Origin of the sequence: Microcystis sp. M179S2 (genome assembly GCF_020245805.1) — a bacterium.
GTDB classification, from domain to species: domain Bacteria; phylum Cyanobacteriota; class Cyanobacteriia; order Cyanobacteriales; family Microcystaceae; genus Microcystis; species Microcystis aeruginosa.
Genome location: NZ_JADBUE010000047.1, coordinates 1 through 26,566 on the forward strand (window position 1 = coordinate 1; position 26,566 = coordinate 26,566).

The 26,566-nt window shown below is 43.2% G+C and carries 22 protein-coding genes and 1 pseudogene; 12 read left to right on the forward strand and 11 right to left on the reverse strand.

Annotated features, from left to right (window positions below):
• Positions 1 to 129: pseudogene (locus tag IM500_RS02485) on the forward strand (RNA-guided endonuclease TnpB family protein); the annotation flags it as partial.
• A 784-nt stretch (positions 130 to 913) separates the two neighbouring features.
• Here IM500_RS02485 and glgB read toward each other — a convergent pair.
• From glgB to psbH, 3 genes are all read right to left on the reverse strand, one after another.
• Positions 914 to 3,193, reverse strand: coding sequence for a 1,4-alpha-glucan branching enzyme (gene glgB / locus IM500_RS02490; protein ID WP_190720213.1), 2,280 nt, complete (start codon positions 3,191 to 3,193; stop codon positions 914 to 916).
• A 432-nt stretch (positions 3,194 to 3,625) separates the two neighbouring features.
• Positions 3,626 to 3,874: a TatA/E family twin arginine-targeting protein translocase gene (locus IM500_RS02495; RefSeq protein ID WP_002743526.1), complete on the reverse strand. Its 249-nt coding sequence runs from the start codon at positions 3,872 to 3,874 to the stop codon at positions 3,626 to 3,628.
• A 104-nt stretch (positions 3,875 to 3,978) separates the two neighbouring features.
• On the reverse strand, positions 3,979 to 4,173 hold the full coding sequence (psbH, locus tag IM500_RS02500) for a photosystem II reaction center phosphoprotein PsbH (protein ID WP_002736544.1): 195 nt from the start codon (positions 4,171 to 4,173) through the stop codon (positions 3,979 to 3,981).
• Between the two features lie 444 nt (positions 4,174 to 4,617).
• On the opposite strand from psbH, the gene IM500_RS02505 reads away from it, so the two are divergent.
• The 4 genes from IM500_RS02505 to IM500_RS02520 all read left to right on the forward strand — a co-directional run bounded on the left by IM500_RS02505 (position 4,618) and on the right by IM500_RS02520 (position 10,488).
• A complete protein-coding gene (locus tag IM500_RS02505) occupies positions 4,618 to 5,217 on the forward strand; it encodes a superoxide dismutase (protein WP_190720218.1) in 600 nt (199 codons plus the stop codon).
• Positions 5,218 to 5,406: 189 nt separating this feature from the next.
• Positions 5,407 to 6,201: an alpha/beta fold hydrolase gene (locus IM500_RS02510; RefSeq protein ID WP_190720220.1), complete on the forward strand. Its 795-nt coding sequence runs from the start codon at positions 5,407 to 5,409 to the stop codon at positions 6,199 to 6,201.
• Positions 6,161 to 7,057: a tRNA (5-methylaminomethyl-2-thiouridine)(34)-methyltransferase MnmD gene (locus IM500_RS02515; RefSeq protein ID WP_287737581.1), complete on the forward strand. Its 897-nt coding sequence runs from the start codon at positions 6,161 to 6,163 to the stop codon at positions 7,055 to 7,057. Before IM500_RS02510 ends, IM500_RS02515 begins: the two co-directional genes overlap by 41 nt.
• 275 nt (positions 7,058 to 7,332) lie before the next feature.
• Positions 7,333 to 10,488 carry a pentapeptide repeat-containing protein gene (locus IM500_RS02520; protein WP_287737583.1) on the forward strand — a complete coding sequence of 1,052 codons (3,156 nt, stop codon included), beginning with the start codon at positions 7,333 to 7,335 and terminating at the stop codon, positions 10,486 to 10,488.
• A 70-nt stretch (positions 10,489 to 10,558) separates the two neighbouring features.
• On the opposite strand, the gene IM500_RS02525 is transcribed toward IM500_RS02520, so the two are convergent.
• Positions 10,559 to 12,781, reverse strand: a complete 2,223-nt coding sequence (locus IM500_RS02525) for a molybdopterin oxidoreductase family protein (protein WP_190720228.1) — start codon at positions 12,779 to 12,781, stop codon at positions 10,559 to 10,561.
• A gap of 571 nt (positions 12,782 to 13,352) precedes the next feature.
• On the opposite strand from IM500_RS02525, the gene IM500_RS02530 reads away from it, so the two are divergent.
• The 4 genes from IM500_RS02530 to IM500_RS02545 all read left to right on the forward strand — a co-directional run bounded on the left by IM500_RS02530 (position 13,353) and on the right by IM500_RS02545 (position 16,473).
• Complete coding sequence (locus IM500_RS02530) at positions 13,353 to 15,317, forward strand: DNA polymerase III subunit gamma/tau (RefSeq protein ID WP_287737585.1); 1,965 nt, start codon at positions 13,353 to 13,355, stop codon at positions 15,315 to 15,317.
• 87 nt (positions 15,318 to 15,404) lie between these two features.
• The gene (grxD, locus tag IM500_RS02535) at positions 15,405 to 15,728 is read left to right on the forward strand and encodes a Grx4 family monothiol glutaredoxin (RefSeq protein WP_002780647.1); all 324 of its coding nucleotides are present in this window, start codon (positions 15,405 to 15,407) and stop codon (positions 15,726 to 15,728) included.
• 71 nt (positions 15,729 to 15,799) lie between these two features.
• A complete protein-coding gene (locus IM500_RS02540; RefSeq protein ID WP_002761993.1) occupies positions 15,800 to 16,066 on the forward strand; it encodes an RNA-binding protein in 267 nt (88 codons plus the stop codon).
• The gene (locus tag IM500_RS02545) at positions 16,063 to 16,473 is read left to right on the forward strand and encodes a type II toxin-antitoxin system VapC family toxin (protein ID WP_061430883.1); all 411 of its coding nucleotides are present in this window, start codon (positions 16,063 to 16,065) and stop codon (positions 16,471 to 16,473) included. The genes IM500_RS02540 and IM500_RS02545 overlap by 4 nt, the downstream gene beginning before the upstream one ends.
• Before the next feature lie 56 nt (positions 16,474 to 16,529).
• On the opposite strand, the gene IM500_RS02550 is transcribed toward IM500_RS02545, so the two are convergent.
• Positions 16,530 to 18,269, reverse strand: a complete 1,740-nt coding sequence (locus IM500_RS02550; RefSeq protein WP_287737586.1) for a mechanosensitive ion channel family protein — start codon at positions 18,267 to 18,269, stop codon at positions 16,530 to 16,532.
• A 252-nt stretch (positions 18,270 to 18,521) separates the two neighbouring features.
• On the opposite strand from IM500_RS02550, the gene lipA reads away from it, so the two are divergent.
• Together lipA and IM500_RS02560 are read left to right on the forward strand one after the other, a co-directional pair.
• A complete protein-coding gene (gene lipA / locus IM500_RS02555; protein WP_287737587.1) occupies positions 18,522 to 19,406 on the forward strand; it encodes a lipoyl synthase in 885 nt (294 codons plus the stop codon).
• Between the two features lie 411 nt (positions 19,407 to 19,817).
• Positions 19,818 to 20,945 carry a class I SAM-dependent methyltransferase gene (locus tag IM500_RS02560; protein ID WP_190720238.1) on the forward strand — a complete coding sequence of 376 codons (1,128 nt, stop codon included), beginning with the start codon at positions 19,818 to 19,820 and terminating at the stop codon, positions 20,943 to 20,945.
• A 47-nt stretch (positions 20,946 to 20,992) separates the two neighbouring features.
• On the opposite strand, the gene bchB is transcribed toward IM500_RS02560, so the two are convergent.
• Positions 20,993 to 22,519 (reverse strand): ferredoxin:protochlorophyllide reductase (ATP-dependent) subunit B, encoded by a 1,527-nt coding sequence (gene bchB, locus IM500_RS02565; RefSeq protein ID WP_190720241.1) that lies wholly within the window; start codon positions 22,517 to 22,519, stop codon positions 20,993 to 20,995.
• A gap of 155 nt (positions 22,520 to 22,674) precedes the next feature.
• Positions 22,675 to 23,271, reverse strand: coding sequence for a nucleotide-binding protein (locus IM500_RS02570; protein WP_147069211.1), 597 nt, complete (start codon positions 23,269 to 23,271; stop codon positions 22,675 to 22,677).
• A gap of 183 nt (positions 23,272 to 23,454) precedes the next feature.
• Between IM500_RS02570 and IM500_RS02575 the strand changes: the two genes are divergently transcribed.
• Entirely contained in the window at positions 23,455 to 23,811 is a 357-nt protein-coding gene (locus tag IM500_RS02575; protein ID WP_147069212.1) for a 4a-hydroxytetrahydrobiopterin dehydratase, read from the forward strand.
• A gap of 13 nt (positions 23,812 to 23,824) precedes the next feature.
• On the opposite strand, the gene IM500_RS02580 is transcribed toward IM500_RS02575, so the two are convergent.
• From IM500_RS02580 to IM500_RS02595, 4 genes are all read right to left on the reverse strand, one after another.
• Positions 23,825 to 24,412: a prepilin-type cleavage/methylation domain-containing protein gene (locus tag IM500_RS02580; protein ID WP_190720244.1), complete on the reverse strand. Its 588-nt coding sequence runs from the start codon at positions 24,410 to 24,412 to the stop codon at positions 23,825 to 23,827.
• Positions 24,413 to 24,637: 225 nt separating this feature from the next.
• Positions 24,638 to 25,111 carry a tRNA (cytidine(34)-2'-O)-methyltransferase gene (locus IM500_RS02585; protein WP_190720246.1) on the reverse strand — a complete coding sequence of 158 codons (474 nt, stop codon included), beginning with the start codon at positions 25,109 to 25,111 and terminating at the stop codon, positions 24,638 to 24,640.
• A 170-nt stretch (positions 25,112 to 25,281) separates the two neighbouring features.
• Positions 25,282 to 25,617, reverse strand: a complete 336-nt coding sequence (locus IM500_RS02590; protein WP_287737588.1) for a hypothetical protein — start codon at positions 25,615 to 25,617, stop codon at positions 25,282 to 25,284.
• A gap of 328 nt (positions 25,618 to 25,945) precedes the next feature.
• A complete protein-coding gene (locus tag IM500_RS02595; RefSeq protein WP_287737589.1) occupies positions 25,946 to 26,377 on the reverse strand; it encodes a hypothetical protein in 432 nt (143 codons plus the stop codon).
• Positions 26,378 to 26,566 lie beyond the last annotated feature (189 nt).

The following is a 26,566-nucleotide window of genomic DNA, read 5'->3' on the forward strand; positions in this document are numbered from 1 at the left end:
AGTAAAAATATTTTGGCCGCAGGGCTTGCGGTGTCAGTCTGTAGAGCGACCATAAGACCAGAACAGAGTAAATCTGTTAAGGCAGGTGCGGAACCCCGCAAGGGAAAGAAGCAGAAACCCAAATCGTGAGGTTTGGGAATCACCGTCCGTTTACGGCGGTGAGGATGTCAAATCGGTAGTCTCGCGGAATTAGCTCACCAACGACAAAAATATATTCTTAGCCATCTCGACAGTAATGGCAACGTGGAAGAACTCGCTCAAGAATGGGTGCAAACACTGCTCGCTAATTTGACAACTTAATAAGTACCTAAGCAAAATTAATTAGGGCTTGCTGAATAATGGTAAAACCCTTTTAAAATAAGGCTTTTGACCTGTTAAAGTCCGATGTTAGTGCAAGAAAATAGGATTGGGACTTTCAAAAACCTTGCATTATCCTTCTTGTAGTACATAGCTTGGTACAAAAAACAATGGCAACAAAGCCCGAAACGACCGGCTACTGACTCGGAGACTCCTGACTCCTACCCCCAGGAAAAACTTTTTCAGCAGACCCTAATTACACATCTAAGCCACTACTCCGTCAGACTTCTGGTGTGAGGAAACAGTGAACTGAAAACTCAAATCCGATCCCTAATAGCTGTCTCCCGTCTCCCGTCTCCCGTCTCCCGTCTCCCGTCTCCCGTCTCCTGTCTCCTGTCTCGACTAGGAAATTAATTTTGCACGACTACTTAGTTTCTGGAAAATTCCCCCAAAAAAGAGGCCACTTTCTGGAAGATGGCCTCTAAATTTTTTTGTTAGGGGTTGGGTGTTGGGGTTTTAGGGTGTTAGGGTTTTAGGGTTTTAGTTGAATTCCCCCATTCCCCCACTTCCCTACTTCCCACACCCCACACCCCATCTCCCCATTTCCCCTATTCCCCTATTCCCCAGAAGCATGAGGACCGATTTTGAGAACTAAAACCCCTAAAGGTGGTAAACAAAGATCGATCGAGTAGGGACGGCTATGATAGGACCATTCCTCCGACCATTTACCGCCAAGGTTGCCCATATTGCTACCGCCATATTTACCCGCATCGCTGTTAAAGATTTCCTGATAAAAACCGGGATGGGGTACACCAACGCGATAATGGCTGTGGGGTTGGGGAGTAAAATTACAGACCACCACCAGAAACTCCTGCCAATTTTTGCTCCAGCGCAGGAAAGAAACGACGCTATGACTATTATCACTACAGTCGATCCACTCAAAGCCATCCTGACCAAAATCCTGGGTATATAAAGCAGGTTCACTCTTATAGGTGGCGTTCAAATCAGTAAAAAAGCGTTTTAGCTGTTGATGGGGTTGATGCTGCAAAAGACCCCACTCCAAATCACCCCAAACATTCCACTCACTCCACTGGCCAAATTCCATGCTCATAAACATGGTTTTCTTGCCGGGGTGGGTAAACATATAACTAAATAATGCCCGGACATTGGCAAATTTTTGCCACTCATCCCCCGGCATTTTGCCAATCATATTACTTTTGCCGTGAACCACTTCATCGTGGGACAAAGCCAGCATATAATTCTCGCTGTGGTTATACCACATACTAAAAGTGACATTATTTTGATGGAATTGACGGAACCAGGGATCCATGCCGAAATAATCGAGCATATCGTGCATCCAGCCCATATTCCACTTTAAATTAAAGCCTAAACCGCCCATATAGGTGGGCCAGGACACCATCGGCCAAGCGGTGGATTCTTCGGCAATAGAGAGAATTCCGGGGAAATAGCTAAAAATTACATGATTGACTTGACGCAGGAATTCCACTGCCTCTAAATTTTCCCGGCCACCGTACTCGTTAGCCACCCATTCCCCATCTTTACGACAATAATCGAGATAGAGCATAGAAGCCACCGCATCCACGCGAATGCCGTCAATATGGTACTTATCGAACCAAAAAAGAGCATTAGCCACCAGGAAATTTCTGACTTCGTTGCGACCGTAGTTAAAAATTAAGGTTCCCCATTCCTTGTGTTCCCCTTTGCGCGGGTCGCCGTGTTCATAAAGATGAGTCCCATCAAAGAAAGCTAACCCGTGGCCATCTTTGGGGAAGTGACCGGGGACCCAATCCACTAGCACACCAAGGCCATTTTGGTGACATTGATCGACAAAATACATGAAATCTTCAGGATTACCGTAGCGACTGGTGGGGGCAAAATAACCCGTCACTTGATAACCCCAAGAACCATCAAAAGGATGCTCGGCGATCGGTAATAATTCGATATGGGTGTAACCTAATTCTTTAACGTAGGGAATTAGTTTTTGGGCTAACTCGTAGTAACTCAAAAAGCGCGCCCCAGTGTTCCATTCCGACACGGGAACCGCTTCCCCGGACCCAGAAAGTAAACGGGGGGGTTCGGCACTAGAAGCGTGCAGCCAAGAACCGAGGTGTAATTCGTAAACGGAAACCGGTTGAGTTAAAGGATCGCTATGGCGGCGTTTTTCCATCCAATCGCTATCATCCCAAGTATAGCTATCTAAATTAGCCACGATCGAGGCGGTTTTCGGGCGTACTTCTTGGGCAAAACCGTAGGGATCAGATTTTTCGTAAATATGACCTTCCCAATTTTTGATCTCGTATTTATATTTAGTGCCAACACCGATTTCTGGGATAAACAATTCCCAGACCATATTATTACGTTTCCGCATTTGGTGATCACGACCATCCCAGTTATTGAAATCACCAATAATCGAGACGTTGCGGGCATTAGGGGCCCAAACTGCGAAATAAACCCCTTTAATACCCTCGATTTCGGCTAAATGCGCCCCTAATTTTTCATAAATGCGATGATGGTTGCCCTCCCCAAACAGGTGTAAATCAAAATCGCTGAGTTTGGCAGAACGGAAGGCATAGGAATCATAGATTACCCGTTCCTGTTCTCCCTCGTGGATGCGTAATTGATAATTGTTCAGTTCACCGATATCGATGACGCACTCGAAAAAATGGGGGTGATAAGCGGTCGTCATGGGATATTCTTGTCTTTGGGACGGTAAAATAACCCAAGCGGCCGTGGTTTTCGGTAAATAGGCTCTAACAACCCATTTATTGACTTTTCCTTCTTCTTCTAGGGGATGGGCCCCCAAAACCTCAAAGGGATCGTGATGGAGGTTGTTGACGATTTGATGGACTTGTTCGGGGGATACCACTATAGACATTCATTTACCACTCTTGACATCTACAATACTTATAGCAAGGAAATAGTCATTTTTTCCTTGCCTTCTGGGAATTCTCAAACTGACGGTATATTCTGCCTACTTAGGGTCTGCTGAAAAAGTTTTTCGTGGGGGTAGGGTGTGGCCCCCCCAACCCCCCCGACATCGGGGGGGCAGGTGGGGTGTGGGGAAGTGGGGTGTGGGGTGTGGGGTGTGGGGAAGTGGGGAGAATAAATAAAATAATCTCCTGTCTCGGAGTCTCCTGACGACCGGCTCCTGACTCCTGACCCTAACAACAATTTTTGATTTTTACAAGAGGTCTATGGTAAAACTGCCAATTTATTCCGGCTCTGGTCATTCTCGATTTTACATCTTCCCCAGTATCGGTTATAAACTTATCGCTCAATCTTCTTCCTTTTTATCTCTACACGGTTCTTAACTGGAACGAGTTTGATCCCTAGGAGATTGACTTTCCTCTAATTCAGCTTTGATTTTTACCGAGTCTTCAATCTGCTGGGCCTCTCGCTTAAATTCACTTTCAAATTCCTTGGATGCTTCTTGAAATCCTCGAATCGTTTTGCCTAAACTGCGACCGATTTCTGGTAATTTTTTCGGTCCGAAAACTAGCAGGGCAATCAAGAGAATTAACCCCATTTCTGGTAATCCAATCCCAAAAATATTCATTTTTCTGCTCCTAATAAAAAAATCGCGGTGGGCAATAACCCACCTGCTAAAGTCCGAGGGACAATTCTGCAGCCAAAAATGCCGACAAGATTGTTGGAATCTGTTTACTGACCCCAATCCACATTAAATCCTTCTAAAATTAGGGAGGAGTTGTAGATCTGTAAAATAATCAGCAAAAAGACTAAAAACAGAGCCATAAAAACTCCCATCAGCAAGGTAGTTCCCCAACCGGGAGAAACTTTACCATATTCCGAGTTGAGGGGACGAAGGATTTCACCTAAGCGTGTACGCTGTGCCATAAGTTACCAAGAAAGATCTGTAAATGATAATTTTGTATTGATCCGTAATTTGACGAAGTGCCAACCGGTCAACCCAGTGAGATAAAATCTACTGCTGTTTCCAGTGGAGCTTTTTTGGTCTAATTCCGAACGGAATCGTTTTTCGCCTGCCCTGCCACGCCCACAAGAATCTGCAAGCGCCTACAGTACGGGAATTATTCTAACATTGTTTGGTGATCTTCTCAGGATTTAGGAGATGGTCGATGGGAGTTGAGGTGATGGGGGAGAAGGGAGATGGCAGAAAAAAGCTGATCGATCAGTGATCACTGATCAAGTCTCCTTCGGTGCTATGATTGAGGGTGTAAAGTTTTATTGCAAAGGTATTCGTCTTGGTTAAGCTGAATACTGACAAAAGGTTAACAACACTACCTTAAACAAGCTCTCAAGAGAGGATACAGAGAACACATGGCTTACACACTTCCCCCTTTACCCTACGATTACACTGCCTTAGAGCCTTGTATCACCAAAAGTACCCTAGAATTCCACCACGACAAGCACCACGCCGCTTATGTCAATAACTATAACGGTTTGGTCAAAGATACGGAACTCGATGCTCTCTCTTTAGAAGAAGTTATCGTTAAGGTTGCCGGTGATGCCTCTAAAGCTGGGGTTTTCAATAATGCCGCCCAAGCATGGAATCATAGTTTTTATTGGGACTGCATGAAACCGGCGGGTGGTGGCACGCCTACTGGTGCTTTAGCCGATAAAATTCAGGCAGATTTCGGCAGTTTCGAGAAATTTGTCGAAGCTTTCAAAACTGCGGGCGCTACTCAATTCGGTAGTGGTTGGGCTTGGTTGGTTCTCGATAACGGTACTCTCAAAGTTACCAAAACCGGCAACGCTGACAATCCTTTAACCGCCGGACAGGTTCCCCTCTTAACTATGGATGTGTGGGAACACGCTTATTATCTCGACTACCAAAATCGTCGTCCCGATTACATCAGCGACTTTTTAACTAAGTTGGTTAATTGGGATTTCGTGGCTGCTAATTTAGCGGCGGCCTAAAAATTTGGCTCAGTTAATCAGTTATCAGTTATCAGTTATCAGTTATCAGGGGTTGGGGAGCAGGGAGAAACAATCCATAAGTTGGGAGTTAATCGTACTATTAAAATTGGCCAATCTCTCTAATATTAATTATCCTTAAAATAGATAACCAGAAAAAACTTTTTTAACATCGATCGCGCTTCTCGCACCATGGAACAACCTGTCAGTTGGATTATTCCCCGTCATCCCCGTCCCGATTATCCCCTGTTTGTATTTTTACCCGGAATGGATGGCAGCGGCCAACTATACTATCGTCAGATTAAAAACCTTGCCCCTTACTTCGATCTACGTTGTTTGGTGATTTCCCCGCAATATCTCGGTGATTGGGAGGAATTAAGCACCCTCGTGATCGCTTTATTGGAACAGGAATTAAAGCGACAATCGAGAAAAGTCTATCTCTGCGGTGAGTCTTTTGGCGGCTGTTTAGCCTTGAAAATAGCAACAAAATCACCAAAATTAATTAAAAAACTGATTTTAATTAACCCTGCTTCTTCTTTTAATCAAAGACCTCTTTTAAGCTTGGGAATCGGTATCACCCAGATGATGCCCGATTTCATCCAAGGCAGCTCGGCACTAACTATTTTACCCTTTCTGGCCGCTCTGGGTCGAATATCCCGGGAAGATCGCCGCTCTCTCCTCAAAGCCATGCAATACGTCCCACTGAAGACGATTAGCTGGCGTTTATCCCAGTTACAACGGTTTCAGGTTAGTGCCAGCGAGTTAAAACGTCTGCAATTGGGGGTGTTAGTGATAGCCAGTCAAGGCGACCGACTGTTACCATCGGTAGCGGAGGCTAAACGCCTAATTCAGCAGTTACCCGCGGCAAAATTAACGATTCTGCCCCATAGTGGTCACGCTTGCCTGCTGGAAACCGATATTCATCTCAAAGACATTCTCCATCACCATGCTTGTCTCCCCCGAAGCCTACCCGCAAAAAGTCACTGAGGATGGTTCTTATACCTTTTTTTCGACCGAATTCGGCGAATGTTATCATTCTACCTCTGGGGCAAGGGAAGAGGCTGAGAAAAAATTTATCCTCTCTAGTCGTCTGACAGCAAAAGCAGACCAGAGCAATAATCTGAAAATTCTTGACATTTGTTACGGCTTAGGGTATAATAGCGCCGCGGCCTTAGCGGCCATTTGGCAAGTTAGGGGGGATTGTCGGGTAGAATTATTAGCTTTGGAAAGCGATCGAGTGGTTCCCCTAGCAGCTATTAGAGAAAATCTCTTAAATAGTTGGAGTCAACCAATTCCCGAATATTTAAATGATTTTGCCCATAATCACCGGCTAGACCTGCCTAATCTCACGGCTAAACTGTTAATCGGGGATGCGCGACAGACGATAACCAAGGTGATTGAGGCGGGTTTTCAAGCGGAGGCAATTTTTCTCGACCCCTTTTCCCCGGGTAAATGTCCGCAACTGTGGACGGTGGAGTTTTTAGCTTTAGTGGCGAAATGCCTGAGTCCGACGGGTTATTTAGTCACCTATTCCTGTGCTGCCTCGGTGCGAAGGGCTTTACAATTAGCAGGATTGCAGATTGGGGCCACCGATAGCGTCGGTCGGCGATCGCCGGGGACAATAGCCAGTTTTTTGTCCTTACCCCCATCTTTATCGGCACAGGAACGGGAACATCTGCAAACTAAGGCCGCTATTCCCTATCGAGACGCGACTCTAACCGACCCAGCCGAAGTGATTATACAACGTCGTCGCAGCGAACAGGCTCTCTGTGACTTAGAACCGACTAGCCACTGGAAAAAACGTTGGCAAAGAGCGGTGAGTTCGATCGAAATCTCGGAATGAGAATAGTGTGGTTAAATGCCTGATAATTCGGGCTTTTTGTTGAAGAAAAATTAAGCATCCTGCTGATCGGCTTGTTTTTTTTAGGCTAGTTAGATAGCATAGGTGTAAACAGGACGTTATCTGCACAAAAAAGGTTCCCCGATCAGATAGATTTTTTTATTAAACAAATTCAGCCTTAAGGCGATCAAGAGCAACCCTTCTTAACGATAAGTTTGCCGATCTAGTATATTTCTATTGTGTTTTTCGTGATCTAGTATTAGCTGGAGGACAGGAAAATGAGTAATAAGAACAACCCAAAATATGAAGAAATCAAAGGTAAACTGGAAAGGATTATCCCCTTGCCAGAACCGCAGCGAACTCTGGCTCTACATCGTATAGCAACGGAGCAGAAAGAAAGTTTTGACGAGATCCAAAAATATTTTAATCAGCGTATCAAGGAAAAGATTGATGAAAAATTAGACAGCATTAAAGATGAAAAAGATAATATTAAAAAGTTAAGGATTTTAAAAGAACTGTCCGAGTCTAATTTTTTGGGTTTTTCTTTAGATGAATATAAGGACTTACTAAAACAAACCAAGATTTTATCGGAAGAAGAAATTAGAAAGAGAATAAAAGAAATTAAGCAAAAAGCGAAAAACCCTATTCAAGAAGCCATCGATTTACAAAAGCTATCAGAAGATAGTGGCTTATCCCCAGAAGAATGCAAAAATTTATTAAATGAATACCGATTTGATTGGACTGATTTTGAGCTTATCCTCAAAATAGCCTCAATTGTTACCGCTTTAGGGATTTTTGCTGGTGTAATCACCTATTGGTGGGAAACGGATAAACGACGAGCGCAAGAGAATAATGATGCTTGGACTGTTCTCCGTTCAGCGAAAGAAGATCCTGCTAGTAACGGAAGAATTGATGCCTTGGAGTCTCTCAGTAGTGGTTGTAAAATGCCAGAAAATATATTTACTTGGCTATTAACAAAAGTTGGGATGCAAGAGGATTGTGTCAGATTGGTGGGGGTAAATCTCAAATCAGCTAATCTACCCAGAGTTGATATGTCAAATAATGATCTATCCAAGGCACAATTACAGAATGCCAATCTTGACGGAGCAAACCTCAAGGATGCCGATCTAGAGGGGGCCGATTTAACTGGAGCGAGTCTCAGAAAAGCTGACCTAACGGGAGCCGATTTAAGAGGGGCAAATTTACAGGATGTTAACCTGTCCAATGCCATTTTAAATGGAGCAAAGATCACCAATGCTAATCTAGAGGGAGCTAATTTATCTAATGCAGATTTGAGAAATACTAATCTGCTGAACACTTCTTTAAAAGATGCACGTGTTGAAAATGCCATATATAACTTTAATACTCAACCTTTTAATTGGTATCCATCAGAAGAAAAAAAATATTTAATCTGTGATCGTGAAAAAGACGAAAAAGATATTAAAAATGAATGTAAGTCTCTCCAATTAAACCAAGCAGATTTACCGGAAGTAGATCTGAGCAACACCTATTTACAAAAAGCGAAGCTAAGTCACGCTAATCTCAGAAATACCAAGTTAATTAATGCTGATTTGAGGGACGCTGATTTAACCTACGCAGATATCCGAGGGGCTGATTTTACCAGTGCTGTCTTGAAAGGTTTTAAGATCGATCATGCGATCTACGATGATCGTACTAAACTCGATAAAAGCATCTTTTTCAATCAGGCAAAGTTTTACAAAATTAGCTCTTTTAATCCCCTAAAAAGAGACTTGCAGCCAGCACAGAAGGACTTAAAAGATGCCGATCTAACACGCGCAGATCTCCGAAAAGCTGATTTAAGAGGAGTGGATTTAACAGGTGCAAATCTGGAGGGTGCTGATTTAAGAGGGGCGAATTTAGAGGGGGCTAAATTAGATAAAACTGAATTAAAGGGTGTTCTTTTTGATAAAGAAACGAAACTGGATGTTAAACCTCAAAAATTAATAGATGCTAAAGCTTATTATATTGAAAATAAAAATCCCGACAATCCTGGAGATTTAGTGGGAATAGATTTATCTAATCGAGATTTGGAAAAAACTGCTTTACAAGGAGTCAACCTTACTGGGGCTAAATTGGAGAAAGTCAACCTGATTGGTGCTGATTTGCAGGGAGCTATTTTAAGTTCTGCCACACTGCTAAAAGCCGATTTATCCCGTAGTAATCTTAGTCAGTCTTACCTGAACTTTGCCAAACTTCAAGGTGCTAACTTAAGTGGTGCTGATCTAAAAAAAGCTTCCCTCATCGGAGCTGATCTTAAAAATGCTCGTTTAAAAAGCTATCTGGATGCTAAAACCAATCTACAGGATGCAGTTTTAATTAAGGCAATTTTAGAATTAGCAGATTTAAAAGACGCAGTGTTAATTAATGCTAACTTAATGATGGCAAATCTCAAAGAAGCTAACCTAAAACAAGCGGATTTAAGACAGGCTAACCTAGAACACGCCGACTTGAGTTATGCCGATCTTACGGAAGCCGATTTAAGCGGTGCTAACTTAGAAAATGCTGACTTAAGAGGAGCAAATTTAATTAAGGTTAAAGTTGATAGCAGAACTAATTTTAAGGGAGCATTAATTAATGAAGAAACCAAGTTAAATTTTGAGATAACCAACAGTAACTTTAATGAAGTTGCCAAAAAATATGAAGAATTTTTAAAAGTAGTTTATTTTATTACTCGACGGATGCAATCTTCTTTAATTTTTAAAGATCCATCGAAATCAAAAATAGAAAACCTAAGTTGGTTTCCGACATCGAACAATTATAAAGGATTAATTGATTTACCAAAGAATCTTAAGGATTGTCAAGCAAAAATCAACTTGGTCGGCATCGACTTATCCGATCGAGATTTAACTAAAATCAACTTATCCTGTGTAGATTTAACCAAGATTAGTCAGAAAGGATTGAAAAATACTATTCTAGAAAAAGCTAATTTAATTGGAGTTAATTTAACAGGTATTAGTTTGGAGGGAGCGAAATTAGATAAAGCTATTTACGATCAGAGAACAATTAGCAAGGTCGATGATAAAAAATATCGAATATTATTTAAGCGAGCTTATAAAATTGAACCTAAGTCAGATTTGTCTGAAGCTGACTTATCCGATCAGGTTTTAGATGGCTTAGATTTACGAGATGCTATTTTAGAAAAGGCAGAATTGCCAAGAGCGCATTTAATAGGCACACAATTACAAGATGCTATTTTAAAAGATGCCGATTTAACCGGTGCAATTTTAAAAGATGCCGATTTAACCGGTGCAGATTTTACCGGTGCAAAGCTAAAAGAAGTGATCGGATTAACAGTCAAACAACTTGAAACTGTTAAAAGTCTCAAAGACGCTCAATTTAGTCCTGAATTATGTAAAGCTGTTCGAGAGGAACTCAAAGAAACTAAGGATAAAATTGCCGATTGTCCCCAATAAAGTTATACCAATTCTCTATAAGCTGATCACAATCGCCACCCATCACCATCAAAGGGAAAGCCAAATTTGATTAGGGAGTTGCCAGAAATTGACCGGGAGATAATTCGGCATTAACTAAAGACTTGATCGGGATTAATTTGACGGCACAAGCTTTTAATTCCGGTTGCAGGGAAATCGGACAAGCGGCCGGATGGGTGAGGCTATTAGCCTCAGCATTTTCTGCCCATAAAGCCCCCCAGTGCATCGGCACAAAGACACAATTAGGAGCAATTGCTTTGGTAATTAAAGCGGGAAAACGGGCAAAACCTCGACGAGAACGCACCTCCACCCATTCCCCAGCTTCTATGTGCAATTTTGCCGCATCTTGGGGATGAATTTCTATAAAAGGTGCGGGGTGCATTTTGACAATTTTCTCGATGCGGCCGGTGCGGGTTTGGGTGTGCCAGTGACCGTACAAACGCCCTACGGTCAACACTAGGGGATATTCCTCGTCCGGGGGTTCCGCTAAACCTTTACTGTGGTAGGCGGCGAAAACAGCACGACCATCGGCAGTATTAAATTTACCATCGGTATAAAGGCGTTTTGCGGCTGTTTTTTCGCTTTTATCGTCATCTTTAACTAAATTCCCCAGTAATTCCCCGGAATTAGCGGTTTTAGGAGCGGAAATTTCATCGATGGAATCGGGCCACGGTCGGGGAGTCTCGGCCAGGCGATCATAATTAATCGCCGTCATATCACAAGGACGTTTATATGTCAAGCGAATAAACTCGGAATGTACCTCGGCCGAATCCTGAAAATTAAATTGTGCCTGAAACCCCAAACGGCGACCAACTTCCGCGAAAATTTGCCAATCGGCCTGAGCTTGACCGACGGGAGAGCGAAAAGCTTTATTTAACGTCACCACGCGCTCAGAATTGGTCATTGTTCCCGTTTTTTCGCCCCATTGGGCCGCTGGCAGTAATAAATGGGCGTAGGCGCTGGTTTCTGTGGGATAGTAGGCATCCTGATAGATAGTAAAAGGTGATTTTAACAGGGCGGCCTTGGTGCGTTCTAGATCAGGCATACTAACGGCCGGATTAGTGGCGGCAATCCAGAGAAGTTTGACATCTCCCGTCTCCAAACCAGTAATCATACTCCAAGCATCGCGACCGGGGACGGGAGAAATCCGACCGGCGGGTAAACCCCAAGCTTGTTCCACTTCGGCCCGGTGTTGGGGATTTTTGACGGAACGATAACCGGGCAGAAGATGGCAGAGGCCGCCGGCTTCCCTTCCCCCCATGGCGTTGGGTTGTCCGGTTAGGGAAAAAGGACCGGCCCCCGGTTTACCGATATTAGCCGTCATTAGGTGTAAATTGATTAAAGTGCGGGCTTTGGCCGTGCCTTCCCTAGATTGATTGATGCCCATCGACCAGAGGGAAAGCACTCTTTTCGATTCGGCCCAGTAGCGGGCAGCCTGTTCTAAATCCTCGATGGGGATACCGCATTTAGGGGCGACTATTTCCGGGGGATAATGGCGGATAATTTCGGCGTATTTGGGGAAATCCCGGGTGCATTTATCGATAAAATAGGTATCGATCGCACCCCAATTCAGTAACAGGTGGGCAATACCGTTAAATAGGTCAATATCGGTCCCCGGGTTAATGGCTAGGTGGAGATTAGCGGCCTTGGCGGTTTTGGTGCTGCGGGGATCGACGACGATTAATTTCGCTTGTTGGTTGCCTTTGAGATACTTGTGCAGACGGTTAAAGATGATGGGGTGACATTCGGCCGTATTTGTCCCCACCAAAAAGGCACAATCGGTTAATTCCAAGTCATCGTAACAGCAGGGGGGACCGTCGGACCCGAAACTGTCCAGATAAGCGGCCACGGCCGAAGACATACAGAGACGGGAATTAGCATCAAAGTTATTGACTCCCAGACAGCCCTTGACCAGTTTTTGGGCGATGTAGTAATCTTCGGTGTGAAATTGTCCCGAACCGTATAGACAGATACTTTCCTTTTCCCCCTGAGCGATTAGAGTTTGCATCTGGTTAACGATGCGATCGAGGGCTTCTTCCCAAGTACAAAGACGAAATTGCTCTTGGAGAGAATCGCGGATCATCGGGGTTTTGAGGCGATTTTTATCGATCGATTCCGCTACGGTGGCCCCTTTAACACAGACCATACCTTGACTGGAGGGGTGGGACTTGTCCCCGAAGACTTTCCATGCTTGTCCGGCCGACGCGGGGGGGGTGACTGTCAAACCACAACCTACTCCACAGTAAGGACATTGGGTTTTTGTCGATTCAGTCATAAGCAGTTGGTCTGATTAGTGGCGCTGTCTTTAGGCATACTTAAGATAGTCGGCAGATTTTATCGGCGAAATTGTAGTTATTAATACAATTTATTAGATGCCTTAGCCAAATTGCCATTTTCGTGATGCAAATCGCGCATTAAACCTGGCTGGCGTTGTCAGATCAGAATAGGAAAGATGGAATGCAATCCTTGCTATCAAAGTAATTTCAGTTCCGGTGCTGATTCGGAGCATCTTTCAATTTGACAACGCCGACAACGCCTATTGTAGGGCTAATTCATGAATTAGCCCTACAGCTATTACCTAGCTATATTCCACTGCTAAATCGAGCGACTCTTGTTCCCCACTTAAGCCCGCCCTAAGGCACTATTCGTTCATTAAACACTATAGGAAAGATGCCATGGCATCTTTCCTATCAAAGTAATTTCAGTTCCGGTGCTGATTCGGAGCATCTTTCAATTTGACAACGCCAACTGGCTAGATAAAAAGCATACACTTGTTCTCGTGTTGAAAAAGAATCGGGATAGGATAATAGTAGTCTCTAGGGTGGGGAAAAAGTTTTCAGCCAGTCATGACCTACGAACCTCTACATCATAAGTATCGTCCCCAAACCTTTGCCGATTTGGTGGGACAATCAGCGATCGCCACGACCTTGAGTAATGCCTTAATCAGTGAGCGAATCGCCCCTGCATACCTATTTACTGGACCCAGAGGCACGGGGAAAACCTCCTCGGCGCGAATTTTAGCCAAATCCCTCAACTGTCTGTCTAGTGACCATCCGACACCGATTCCCTGCGGTAAGTGTTCCGTCTGTCAAGCGATCGCCAATGGTTCCGCTTTAGACGTGATCGAAATTGATGCCGCTAGTAATACCGGTGTGGATAACATTCGGGAAATTATCGAGCGATCGCAATTTGCCCCCGTCCAATGTCGTTATAAAGTCTATGTCATCGATGAATGCCATATGCTCAGTACGGCGGCCTTTAATGCTTTGCTGAAAACTCTGGAAGAACCGCCGGATCGAGTGATTTTTGTGCTTGCTACCACCGATCCTCAGCGTGTCTTGCCTACCATCATCTCCCGTTGTCAACGCTTTGATTATCGCCGTATTGCTCTCGATGCGATGGTGGCACACCTGCAAAAAATCGCCCAAATAGAAGCGATCGATATTAACCTAGAAGCATTAACCCTAGTGGCTCAGATCGCTAACGGTGGTTTACGGGATGCCGAAAGTCTTCTTGATCAATTAAGTTTACTCGCAGGAACGATTACGGCCGAGCGAGTCTGGGATTTGGTCGGTGCAGTCCCCGAAAGAGACCTCTTAACCCTACTTAAAGTCATTCATAGCAATATTCCCGATCAAGTTATCGAACAATGTCGCCATCTGATGAATCGCGGTAAGGAACCTTTAATCGTCTTGCAAAATCTAGCGGGGTTCTATTTAAACCTACTTTTAGCCAAAACCGCCCCTAATCGTCCAGAAATGGTCGCTGTCACTGCTCCCACTTGGCAGGAATTGTGTACGGAAGCGCGTACTTGGTCTTTAGAGGAAATTCTCCGTGGTCAACAACTGCTTAAAGACAGCGAAACGCAACTAAAAAACACCACTCAACCCCGTCTCTGGTTAGAAGTCACTCTCTTAGGACTGTTACCACAAGCACAGATGATTCCTCCAGTTGCCACGGCAGCGCCTTCCCGTCCCCAAACCAGCGTCGAGAGGCCCCCGGAAGTGATCACAGCGCCGGGGCCAGTTAATCAACCGATCAAACCGGCGGTTATCACCCCGACAACTAGCGTCGCAGTGCCGAAAACTGAGGTTAAAACTGTTACCAGTGATGACAATCATGAACAAATTTGGCAGCAGGTTTTAGAAGTAATGGAACCCCCCACTACTCGCACTCTCCTACGTCAGCACGGCAGTCTTTTTAGTATGGAAGAATCGAGCGCTTATTTAAGCATATCTTCGGAACAATTGTTAAAAATGGCCCGGCTACGCTTGACTAATATTGAGTCAGCTTTCGAGGCAGTTTTTCAGCGCCGGATTAAAGTTCATTTACAGGTAGGTTCCGCCACTGCTGCCATGGCTGCGGAAGTTTCCCCATCCCCGGCGGCCACGATACAACCACCACCAGAAACCGCACCACCTCCACCAATAACCCCCGAAAATAAAGTTATGACCGTGGTGGATATTCCCCCGGTCAAAGAAGCAATTATCGATAAAAAAGAAGCAAAGATCACTGCATCGGGAAACCCAAAAACTCCTAGCACAGAACTGCCCCAAAAAATCTTAAATTTTGATTCATCTTTAGAGACATTAGATCAAGATGTAGATGTTAGTGAAATTTTGGCGGCCGCTCAAAAGTTAGCGAAATCTTTTGATGGTGAAGTGGTCAATATGGGTTATTCACTGCCAGAAAATTCGGTCGCAGAAACTAAAGTTAATAAGTCTCTGGAAAATATGACTATCGTGCGCGGGAGACCTGATGTTAACGAAATTTTAGAGAGTTTGGAGGAGGACGAAGACCTTCCTTTTTAAGGCTATCTCAACGGCTTGTGCTAAACTAATAGGATATGCCACGTCTCAGGATTGGCTATTCTTGCTCAAATTCTAGCTACTAGACCTATGACACCCGAAACTAAGGCCAGAATCGATCAATTAGTCCAGAATAACAAAGTTCTTGTGTTCATGAAGGGCAATAAATTAATGCCTCAGTGTGGTTTCTCGAATAACGTCATACAAATTCTCAATATTCTGGGGGTTTCCTACGAAACTGTCGATATTCTGCAAGATCAGGAGTTAAGACAAGGAGTTAAGGAGTATTCCAATTGGCCGACTATTCCCCAAGTCTATATCAACGGTGAGTTTATTGGCGGTTCCGACATTATGATCGAACTCTATCAAAATGGGGAACTACAACAAATAGTCGAGGTAGCCTTAGCTTCCTAAAAATTTTCTAGGTTAGGTTAGCTATCCTAACCTAGTTTAAAGTTGCCCAACTAGCAATCTTGGCAGAGGTGATGATTGTGACAATTCGAGAAACTGCAATTTCTAAGCTAGATCAACTCCCTGAAGTCCTTGTTCAGGAAGTAAGCGACTTTATTGATCTTCTCGATCATAAATATCGAGTCAAAACCTTTGACACTCAGCCTGATGGAAAACTGATAGAAAGATGGTTACAATGGTTTGAAGCCGTAGATGGCTTAACTGTCAATTCACCGGAACCAATAAACGACTACCAGCAACTGCTGCTCGAAAAATATCGGCAACAAGGACTAGAGCTATGATCCTGTGTGATGCAGGAGTGCTGCTTTGTTTGGTTGATCGCACCCAACCCCAACATAAAGCCTACAGAAATACAGTAATGCGTTTAGCAAAGCCTCTCGTCACAACTTGGTCATGCCTGACCGAAGCCATGTACCTTGCGCTGCATCGGGGTGGTTGGCAAATGCAAAAACAACTGGGACAACTTCTTTTAGATAAACTGCTGGTGGTTTACAATATTCAGGAAAGTGATTTCAGTCGCCTGTTGGGGTTGATGGAGCAATACCGCGATCGACCGATGGACTTGGCAGATGCAACCCTAGTTTTAGTAGCTGAAAAGACTGGGTATCGGCAAATTCTCACCCTCGATGCGGATTTCCTGTTTTATCGGATTCAAAACCAAGGAAGCTTTGATATTATTCAAGGATAGTCATGGAAAATCTGCTTTCAACGGCCTATAACTCCACCGATAGAAAATGTTCCCCTTTAAAACTGTCCCTTGAATTCCTCTCTATCTTTTGCTATGAGGAAACTTTGTTGGGGGATACCGATGTGAATTCCCTTCTCCTCAAAAGCAATCTTTAGACGACGACGATACTCTCTTTCTATGTCCCATTGTCGTAATCTTTTGACGACAATTCTGAGCATAATTTCCATTCCCGTGTGAGAAACCCGACTGACACCAGCAACCTGCACGGGATCGATGATATCTTTTTGCCATTGTGGATCTACAGCCATATTTTCAGCGATGGCTGCCATTAAAGCGATCGCCAGATCTGGCTCGGTGTCATAGGCGACTTCGATGGTAAAATTGACCCGCGCCCAATCTTTACTGAGGTTGTGTGCGCTAATAATTTGGTTATGGGCAATAGTGATTAAACGTCCATCAGCAGCCCGCAATTGAGTCGCTCGCAAACTCATATTTTCCACCAAACCAGTAAACTCCTGAAACTGGATCATATCACCGACAGTGTATTGGTCTTCAAAGACAATCAGAAAACCGTTAATCCAATCTTTTAAAAGATCCTGAAAGGCAAAGGTGAGCAATGCTCCCACTAAACCGGCTCCCGTGAGTAAAAAGGCGAAAGAAAGACCCATCCAACTCAAAAAAATCAAAATTCCTAGAAAAATGGCGATAAATGTGATCATTTCTCGCCCAACTTCTAATAAAGTGGGAGCGCGCAGAATCCTCCTTTCCAAATTTTCGGAAAACACCGCGCCTTCCTCTACCCACTCCCGTAGCCGAAAATTAACGTAGAGATTAACCATATTGCTCACTGATGTCAGCAGCAACCAGATAATAAAAATCCGTAAAGGAATACGAATTATTCCCCGTCCTTCTAGCCTAGTTTCAGGAAATACATACAAAATCGCCGCTATTCCGCCAAACCAAAGCAGTATCAGTCCAATAAGAGCCAGTCTTTTCCAGAGAATATTTAGCGTCAGTTGTCGCTGAATATCAGCCTGTTGACGGAAATTAGAGGAATCTTCTAGAGCGGCTAAAATCGGTTCTTGGGAGCGATCTTTTCTGGGGGGGGAATTTATAGGTAAATTTCGATCGGATTGACTTTTAGCTTGTTTTTTGAGGAGATTGAAGCGATTTCTTAGGTGTTTCTGCCACCAAATTGATACCCAGCTTAAGAAAGTTAGCCCCAAAATAATTATAGTGGCAGTCATTACCTGTTGCCGACGAGGGGCGGGCTGACGTTCTTGCCAAGCTTGGAGCAAAGCTGTTTGGATGATTTTAACCCATCTGTCCGCTAAATCGCCAACAGAAGAAGAATCGATCAGGGCATCAACTTCTGTCACTGTCAGAATTACCTGTTGCGGTAAATTCTGGTTATCCTTGGCCACAATCACGGTTAAATTATTGAGAGTCGCCGTACTTACTTGCAGGGTTGTCGGATCGAAACCCCGATTGATAATATTATTTAAGCCCCTTTCAATGCGGCTAGCCCGTCTTTCTACCGGGGAGAGTTCCCGGGCCTCAGAAGCGGTAAAATCTTGGGAGGCAATCTGAAATAAGGCAAATCCATCTAGATGCACGGAAGCATATTCTATATCCCCGGCTACAAAAATCCTTGTCCCCGTGGGAGATGCAAATGGAACTAGAAAATTTTGGCCTAGGGATGGCAGGGAATTAAGAACAAATATACTAACTAAGAGGCAACCCGCCAATCCTTGAATGACCAGATTGAAAATTTTTCTCCGTTGCCATCGTCCCATTGCCTAAGTTTCCTTTTTGATTAACAATGATCTTTACCCGCTTTCTCAGCTTATAGCAGTTATCTTAATGGTGAGATAGGAAGTTTTCGTTTTGGGGAGTCGGTTATCAGCTTTTTAGCTATCAGCCGTCAGCTTTTATTTATTCTCCCTTCTCTCTTCTCCCTTCTCCCTTCTACCCTCTCCCCAACCCCAACCCCTCACTGATAACTGATTACTGATAACTGAAATCCCCAACACCCTACTTAACTTCTCATGTCCAATATTTCCCCAGAGTGGCGCAAGGAAATTACCTCTTTACCCCCTTGGTTACGGCGTTCGCTCGGCAAATCTAGCGAAATTTCCACGGTTCAGCGCATTATCAAACAAAGGAACATTCATACTATCTGCGAGGAGGGTCGCTGTCCCAATCGCGGCGAATGTTATGCCCAAGGTACGGCGACTTTTTTGTTGATGGGTCCCACCTGTACCCGGTCCTGTGCTTTTTGTCAAGTGGATAAGGGTCATGCACCCATGCCTCTCGATGTGGAGGAACCGCAAAAAGTGGCAGAAGCGGTGCAATTGTTAAATTTAAGTTACGTTGTCTTGACTTCTGTAGCCAGAGATGATCTGGAAGACGGCGGAGCCAGTTGGTTCGTGCGGACGATGACAGCCATTCGCGAACTCAATCCCCACACTTTAATTGAAGTGTTAACCCCGGATTTTGCTGGAGGTAAGGGAAGTCAACAGGAACGGGTGGCGACGGTGGTAGGGGCAAAACCTGCCTGTTACAATCACAATATCGAGACGGTGCGCCGTTTGCAAGGACCGGTTAGACGCGGGGCTAAATACGATCGCTCTTTGGCGGTTTTGCGTTATGTTAAGGAAATCGATCGGTCAATTCCGACGAAATCTGGCTTAATGGTCGGTCACGGTGAGACAAAAGAGGAAATTATCGAGACTTTGGCAGATTTACGCGCGATCAACTGCGATCGAGTTACTATTGGTCAATATATGCGTCCTTCTCTGGAACATTTGCTCGTACAGAAATATTGGACTCCCGCAGAATTTAGCGAGTTGGGAGAAATTGCCCAAAAAATGGGGTTTTCTCAGGTTAGCTCTGGCCCCCTAGTCCGCAGTTCCTATCATGCGGGAGAGTAAATCAGTTATCAGTTATCAGTTATCAGTTATCAGTGATCAGATGTAAGTTTTAAGTTAATTAGTTAGTTATCTTTATCTTTATCTTTATCTTTATCTTTATACCTGTTTACTGATCAATGATTACTGTTTACTAATACTAAATCCGTTGAGTATAGGCTACTTAAGTAGGTGGGTGGAATTAAATATAAAATGAACGTAGGTTGGGTTGAAGCATGAAACCCAACGCCCGCATGGGTTACGCTACCGCTAACCCATCCTACAAATAATTGTGCCTACCTACTTATAAGGATGGGCAAAAGGCAAGAGGCACTCAGGCAAAAGAAGGAATAGATAATCAGTCTTTAGTAACTGGATTTAGTATAATTCCCATTTCATAATTCATAATTCATAATTCATAATTCCCTGATCAAAATGAATTTAGAAGCAATCATCCTAGAGGAAATTAAACAATCAGCGGCGGGTCGAATTAGCTTCGAGCGCTGGATGGATTTAGCTCTTTATCACCCCGATTATGGCTATTACACCGCTGGAAAAGTAGAAATTGGCTCAAAAGGAGATTTTTTTACTTCCTCGTCCCTAGGGGCAGATTTTGGCCAATTGTTGGCAGAGCAATTTGTCGAGATGGCGGAATTTTTGGGCAATTCGCGAGGATTTACTTTAGTGGAAGTGGGAGCAGGTTCGGGAATTTTAGCGAAGGATATCCTTGATTATTTAAGTGATAGCTATGCTGATTTTTATCAAAATCTCAGTTATATAATTATCGAACAATCTCAGAAACTCAGGGAAAGACAACAGGCAACTTTAGCGGGATATTCCCCGGTATCTTGGCAAAGTTGGCCGGATTTAGCCGATAATTCCCTTGTGGGTTGTGTGTTTAGTAATGAGTTAATCGATGCTTTTCCTGTCCATCGAGTTGTGATCGAGTCGGGAGAATTGCGAGAAATTTATCTGGGATTGGGGGAACCTTTTCAGGAGATTATCGCAGATTTATCCACCGACAGAATCAAAGACTATTTTGATTTAGTGGGGATAAATATTCCTTCACCACTTTATCGGGAGGGTTATCAAACTGAGGTAAACTTATTAGCTTTAGACTGGTTAGAAACCGTTAATCGGAAACTCGATCGAGGTTATATCTTAACCATAGATTACGGTTACACTGCCGAAAAATATTATCATCCCCAAAGAAGTCAAGGAACCCTACAATGTTATCGACAACATCAGCGTCATGATCATGCTTATTTGTGGGTGGGAGAACAAGATATTACCACTCATGTGGATTTTACCGCTTTACAACGTCAAGGGGAGAAATTAGGCTTAAAAAATCTCGGTTTTACTCAGCAAGGATTATTTTTAATGGCTTTGGGATTAGGGGATAGATTAAAGGAACTTTCTCAAGGAAAAATCGATATATTAACTATATTTCAGCGTCGAGATGCCTTACATCAATTAATCAATCCCACCGGTTTAGGAGGATTTGGAGTGTTAATTCAGGGGAAAGGAGTAGAAGAAAGAATACTTAAGGGATTAAGTAAATAACTAAAAAAAAGGGCTGAATGCTGTTAACTTTCAGCCCCAAGAAATAATTAAGCTCCTACGGATTCTTTAGCCGCATACATTACCTCTAAAGTTATTTCACCAATACCTCGCTCCCGGGCGAATTTTTCGGTATTTCGTTTAACTTTCCCCCGCACAAAACCGGGTATTTTCTGTAATTCTGCCGTCGCTTCCTTATTCCAATTTAGGTCAGAATCTGCCGAAATACCCTTAGTAATTACCTCTTTTGTATCATGACCACCGAATATCTCTAATAGGTGATCTTCCATACCCAAAGTAAAGGAATTATAGACCAAATCGGCGATCTGATTAGTGCCTTCGTAACCTAAGAAAGGTTTATAACCGAGGGGGAAATTTTGGATATGAATAGGTGCGGCAATTACTCCACAGGGAATATCTAAACGTTTGCCCACATGACGTTCCATTTGAGTACCAAATATCGCCGCTGGTTCCAAGCGAGCAATAGCATCTCCTATCGCCCCATTATCATCACTAATTAACACTTCATCGCAATATTCACTCACTTGTTCCCGGAACCAATCCGCGTCATACTTGCAATAAGTACCCGCTAAAACCACATGGATTCCCATCTCTCTGGCGAGAATTTTTGTCATAGCGGCCGCGTGGGTATTATCACCAAAAACCACCGCTTTTTTGCCCGTTAAATTCTGACAGTCAATGGAACGAGAAAACCAAGCAGCTTGGGAGATATGCAGAGTTTGTTCATTGATAAAATCTTCGTAATCTACTGCTGCACCTTGGGGATTAATTACCTCTTGGATTTTGCGAATACAGCGCGCTGTTTCCACTACTCCCATGGGGGTAATATCAACGTAGGGCATAGCGAATTCGCTTTCGAGATATTTGGCTGTCATTAATCCCACTTCTCGATAGGGAACCAGATTAAACCAAGCGCGGGGCAGATTTTTTAAGTTGTCCACCGAGGCAGCTTCGGGAATAATTTCATTAACTTCAATGTCCAAATCTGCCATTAACCGCTTTAATTCCGTGCGATCATGTTGGTTATGGAAACCGAGGGTGGTAATACCGATAATATTAACCGAAGGTTTAGGGGTTTTCTGCGAGATAATTTCCCCCTTTCTCTGGGCCTTATCGAGATAATATTTGATAATTTGATAGAGAGTTTTATCGGCCGCTTGTAGTTCATTATAGCGGTAGTGGTTGACATCGGCCAGCAGCACATCCCCCTCGGCATCCTGTCGCGCTCTTTCGACAAAGTTTTGTAAATCCTCTTGGAGAATGCTGGAGGTACAGGTGGGAGTTAAAACGATTAAATCGGGACTTTCTTCGCGATCTTTGCGAACAATATTATCGACGACTTTTTCTTGGGAACCCCGGGCTAAAACATTACGATCGACAATACTAGCAGTGACGGGGGTAAAATTACGCTCCCTTTCCAGCATCGAGCGCATGACGTTAAAATAATCGTCTCCCAGAGGAGCGTGCATGATAGCATGAACATTTTTAAAGGAACTGGCGATCCTTAAAGTGCCAATATGAGCGGGACCCGCATACATCCAATAGGCCAATTTCATAGAGGGTTCTCCTACAGTCAGACTTTTTTGATTGTCTCAGACTTTACCGATTTAGGAGTGAACGCTTAACGGAAGATTACAAAAAGTCCCCATGCAGATTAAGTATCTTTTTGGGGAAAAATGACACAAATATTAATATTAACTTTTTTAACAATTTATGTCATGAGGGCAAAAATTTCTTTACCGACCGCTTGGTAACAAAGCCAACCGAAATTCGACCGGGGGTCGGGATAATCTTTGACGATGACTCCCTTTTCGGCCGCTCGTTCAAAAGCAACTAAACGGGGAATTTCTCGCTTAAATACGGGTAATTTTGCTTCTTCTAGAGCTTTCCGCGCTTCTCGTCCTGTTTTTGTCCGTGAATCCACTTGGGTTAAAAGAACTCGATAATTATCGGTCATCGTGGACAGCAATTCTACCGCTTTAATCGTGACATCGATATCGAGATGATTGGGAGTGGTGGGTAGGATTAATAAATCGCTGCCCTGAGCTAAATCTTTTAACTCGTCTGGCTCCGGCCGGGCCTGGGTATCGACGATAATATGAGTGTATTGTTTCACCAGTCCCGTCGCTCCAGCTTGGGACGCTACCATAAAAGGAAGGGTGTCTTCCCGGGACCAATGGAGAGCCGAACGATTTTTATCCGCATCAATCAATAAGGTGGGCGCTTTTTCTTGAAAATAGGCGGCCAAATGAATCGATGTGGTGGTTTTCCCGACCCCTCCCTTCAGTGCTACGACGGAAATAATCATGAACGGCTCGATGGAATAAATGGGTATTTTCTAGTGTACTCCCAGACGGACTGAAAACCGTCTAAGTTTCCCCCCAGAAAAGCTATCAGTCAGGATTGTAGATTTTTGAGCGTGGCTCTGTCGACATTATGCTCTCCCGATCGATCACTTTTTCCGCTCACCACAACTACGGCAGCGTCTTCAATGTTGAACCAATTCTTAGCAATAGCGATCGCTTTCATGATTGGGTTAACTGGTCAATTAGTCCTCTCTTTACCCGCTACTCGTTTATCCGATCGAGAAATCTCTCAACAATTACAGACTATCCCGGGTTGGCAGTTACGAGATCAACGGATTGAAAAAACTTTTAAATTTAACAATTTTATCGAAGCGATCGCTTTTGTTAATCGCTTAGTTACTCCAGCTGAATTCCTAGGTCATCATCCTGATATTACCATCAATTACAATCGCGTCACTCTTTCCCTCACTACCCATGAAGTGGGAGGTTTAAGTAACTTAGATTTTGATTTAGCTCAACAAATTGATCGCCTGATTCCCTAGTTTTAAATCAGCTTTAACCCACACAGCTATCATCTTGACGAATATCCCAACTACCATCAACACGGAATAAAAATAAACAGCGTTTGTCGGGTGTACCGGAAGCAACTAAAGTAATTCTGCCCAACTGTCCCCAAGAACCCCCTAAACCCCCCTTTGTATCGGCCCAACTAGCGCGATAAATTGTCCCTTGATTACCGACAGGTCCACTAACTCGGCGTAGGGTAGAATTATCAGTATCGATGCTAACACCACGAGTGATGGGAGTCCAATCGGTGACATTTTCACATTCGTCTCCTTGTACTTTTGCCACTTTAATCTGTTCGGTTTCACTGGCTGCCATGCACAAAGATAGGGGATGAAAACCTTCTCCTGTGGCTTGATAACGGGTATGTTTCCACTGTTGTGATATTTCAAAGGTGGCGATATTTAAGCGAATCCAAGCCATTAAACGATGATAAACAGAAAGGGCAAGAGTTAAGAGAATTCCTAATAAAATTAGGGTAACTAACATCTCGACTTGAGTTAAGCCAGAGCTGGATTTTTGCCGATTAAAAAGCTGTAAATTGCGAAAAGTATTGGGAGAAAGGTCGAAGATATTCATGAGCCTCATCTTGCCTTTTTATTTTCAATAAATTATGTAGTTAGCAAGGAGCAACAATTAATTTGCTCTAGGATAATCCACATAATTTCTTGCTGTTATTACGGACAAAATTGACTGCGATCTCTATTTTTCCTGATATGGGCAAAAATGAGCTAAATAAAAGCAATTTTCTGATTTTTTGCTCAATTTAGTTTATTTGCTCTGTTTATATAGCAAAATGTCCCACTAACGAATAAATCCCAATTGTCGTCTGGCCTCGAATAATCCGATGGCCACACTAACGGAAAGATTTAAACTTCTCACCCCCGGTTCTGCCATGGGAATATAAACCGTGTCATCACATTGATTTAATAAATCTGCCGGAATACCGTCGGTTTCACTGCCAAAAAGTAGCCAATCTCCGCTTTGATAGCTGTATTCCACATAACTACTGCTGCCGCGCACTGTAAACCCGATCGCCCTTCCGCCGCTCTTTTGTTGATATACACAAAAGTCATTAATTGTCAAGTGGTACATAAGTTTTACATAAGGCCAATAATCTAAGCCGGCCCGCTTCAGATAGCGATCGCTAATTTCAAAACCCAAAGGACCAACTAAATGCAATTCTGTCCTCGTTGCGGCGCAAGTACGGGCAATATTCCCCGTATTTGGCGGAATTTGCGGATTGATTAAAACCACTCGTAAAATCGCTTCAGTCATCAGTTATCAGTTATCAGTTATCAGTTATCAGTTCACTGTTCACGGCAAAAAACTCCCCACCTCTCAATTCATAATTGATAATTTAAATTTATAATTCCCACTTCCCATCTCCCTTGGGTGAGGACTAACTATACTGGATTCTGCCCCACCCTAGTCAAACTTATTTTAATTTAATTGGTATAACTATCCATACTCAACGGGACTAAATCGCCATGGATGGTCAAACCTAACAACATTGTTTCATTAGCGGGGATTAACTTGCCTGTAAGAGCGCAAATCTCATTTTTTCTAGCTGTAGCGTTAAATACTGCCCTTATATCGCCAGCACAAAACTGAGGTCGATAATCTCCTGATTTTTGCTGAACGAAATTCCATAAGACATCGCGAATGAGTGCTTGATATCCTTGATTGCCGGAAATCTCTTTCAGCTTGTCCTTGAGGACTCTTTCCAGACGAATGCTGGTGACTTCCATATCGGTAGTGGTGGTGCGTGTGATTGTCCGCATAATTTTTTCTCCCGAATACTAAACCTATTGATGTTACAAGTGTAGTATAAGCAAGATACCTTTAACAAGCACAACCGGCGAAACCATCACCTCTGCTGCTCTTTTATTGTCACCTCTAAGGAAAAACCGTATCTAGTCAGAATCCTATTTTGGTGCTAAAAAAAAACATTGCTCATAGCCTATTTATTAAGAAAATTTTAGGTAGAGTGCGTTAGGCATCTCTTGTTTTTAGGAAAAAAATCAAGATATTGTTAAAGAACGGATATTTAATTAGTAAAACTTATTACATAAAGGACAAGAGAGCCATTTATTCTCCTGATTTACTCTATTATTGGTCAAGTAAACCGTCTTTAATTTCCCTTCTTATCTCATTTAAGTATTGGGAAGCTTGCTGATAATTAGTATGATCTTGATCGTTTATTTCTACCCCTTCTGTTGGTTTTAATACTGATGTATTATTGGAATCAATAAATTTTGGGATCGGTAATTTAATCGGGATAACTTGATGATTATAAAAATAGGTAGCAAAATCAAAATAAACGAATTTAGAATCAAAAACAATCCATTCTTTGTCAATTAATTGTAGCTTAGTATCTTTGACATCAAAAGCGTATAAAAAAGCGGCGGCATACAAACCAGCATAATAGAAAAAGTCATTATCATTGCTAAAACTGCAACCAGAAGCTGTAGTGGGATGACCAGGACATATATGAGGTATAAATTCTTCTCTAGAATGATATTTTTTTATTTTTTCTAACACATAACTATCGTATTTAGGACGAAAACAACATACGGTATGACCATAGACAGACGTTAAAAAAAGCCAGGACTTTTATATCTGAACTTCCCCCATACATATATACCATAATAGCCCAAAACCCTTATCCATCAATGGATGTACCCCCTTAACTTTTCTTAATGTACCCATGTAATTTGTAACATTTCTTAA

Excerpts from the sequence above, each read along its gene's own strand:
- glgB (WP_190720213.1), bottom strand. The coding sequence starts at position 3,193 with ATGTCTATAGTGGTATCCCCCGAACAAGTCCATCAAATCGTCAACAAC.
- IM500_RS02495 (WP_002743526.1), bottom strand. The coding sequence starts at position 3,874 with ATGAATATTTTTGGGATTGGATTACCAGAAATGGGGTTAATTCTCTTG.
- psbH (WP_002736544.1), bottom strand. The coding sequence starts at position 4,173 with ATGGCACAGCGTACACGCTTAGGTGAAATCCTTCGTCCCCTCAACTCG.
- IM500_RS02505 (WP_190720218.1), top strand. The coding sequence starts at position 4,618 with ATGGCTTACACACTTCCCCCTTTACCCTACGATTACACTGCCTTAGAG.
- IM500_RS02510 (WP_190720220.1), top strand. The coding sequence starts at position 5,407 with ATGGAACAACCTGTCAGTTGGATTATTCCCCGTCATCCCCGTCCCGAT.
- IM500_RS02515 (WP_287737581.1), top strand. The coding sequence starts at position 6,161 with ATGCTTGTCTCCCCCGAAGCCTACCCGCAAAAAGTCACTGAGGATGGT.
- IM500_RS02520 (WP_287737583.1), top strand. The coding sequence starts at position 7,333 with ATGAGTAATAAGAACAACCCAAAATATGAAGAAATCAAAGGTAAACTG.
- IM500_RS02525 (WP_190720228.1), bottom strand. The coding sequence starts at position 12,781 with ATGACTGAATCGACAAAAACCCAATGTCCTTACTGTGGAGTAGGTTGT.
- IM500_RS02530 (WP_287737585.1), top strand. The coding sequence starts at position 13,353 with ATGACCTACGAACCTCTACATCATAAGTATCGTCCCCAAACCTTTGCC.
- grxD (WP_002780647.1), top strand. The coding sequence starts at position 15,405 with ATGACACCCGAAACTAAGGCCAGAATCGATCAATTAGTCCAGAATAAC.
- IM500_RS02540 (WP_002761993.1), top strand. The coding sequence starts at position 15,800 with ATGATTGTGACAATTCGAGAAACTGCAATTTCTAAGCTAGATCAACTC.
- IM500_RS02545 (WP_061430883.1), top strand. The coding sequence starts at position 16,063 with ATGATCCTGTGTGATGCAGGAGTGCTGCTTTGTTTGGTTGATCGCACC.
- IM500_RS02550 (WP_287737586.1), bottom strand. The coding sequence starts at position 18,269 with ATGGGACGATGGCAACGGAGAAAAATTTTCAATCTGGTCATTCAAGGA.
- lipA (WP_287737587.1), top strand. The coding sequence starts at position 18,522 with ATGTCCAATATTTCCCCAGAGTGGCGCAAGGAAATTACCTCTTTACCC.
- IM500_RS02560 (WP_190720238.1), top strand. The coding sequence starts at position 19,818 with ATGAATTTAGAAGCAATCATCCTAGAGGAAATTAAACAATCAGCGGCG.
- bchB (WP_190720241.1), bottom strand. The coding sequence starts at position 22,519 with ATGAAATTGGCCTATTGGATGTATGCGGGTCCCGCTCATATTGGCACT.
- IM500_RS02570 (WP_147069211.1), bottom strand. The coding sequence starts at position 23,271 with ATGATTATTTCCGTCGTAGCACTGAAGGGAGGGGTCGGGAAAACCACC.
- IM500_RS02575 (WP_147069212.1), top strand. The coding sequence starts at position 23,455 with ATGTTGAACCAATTCTTAGCAATAGCGATCGCTTTCATGATTGGGTTA.
- IM500_RS02580 (WP_190720244.1), bottom strand. The coding sequence starts at position 24,412 with ATGAATATCTTCGACCTTTCTCCCAATACTTTTCGCAATTTACAGCTT.
- IM500_RS02585 (WP_190720246.1), bottom strand. The coding sequence starts at position 25,111 with ATGACTGAAGCGATTTTACGAGTGGTTTTAATCAATCCGCAAATTCCG.
- IM500_RS02590 (WP_287737588.1), bottom strand. The coding sequence starts at position 25,617 with ATGCGGACAATCACACGCACCACCACTACCGATATGGAAGTCACCAGC.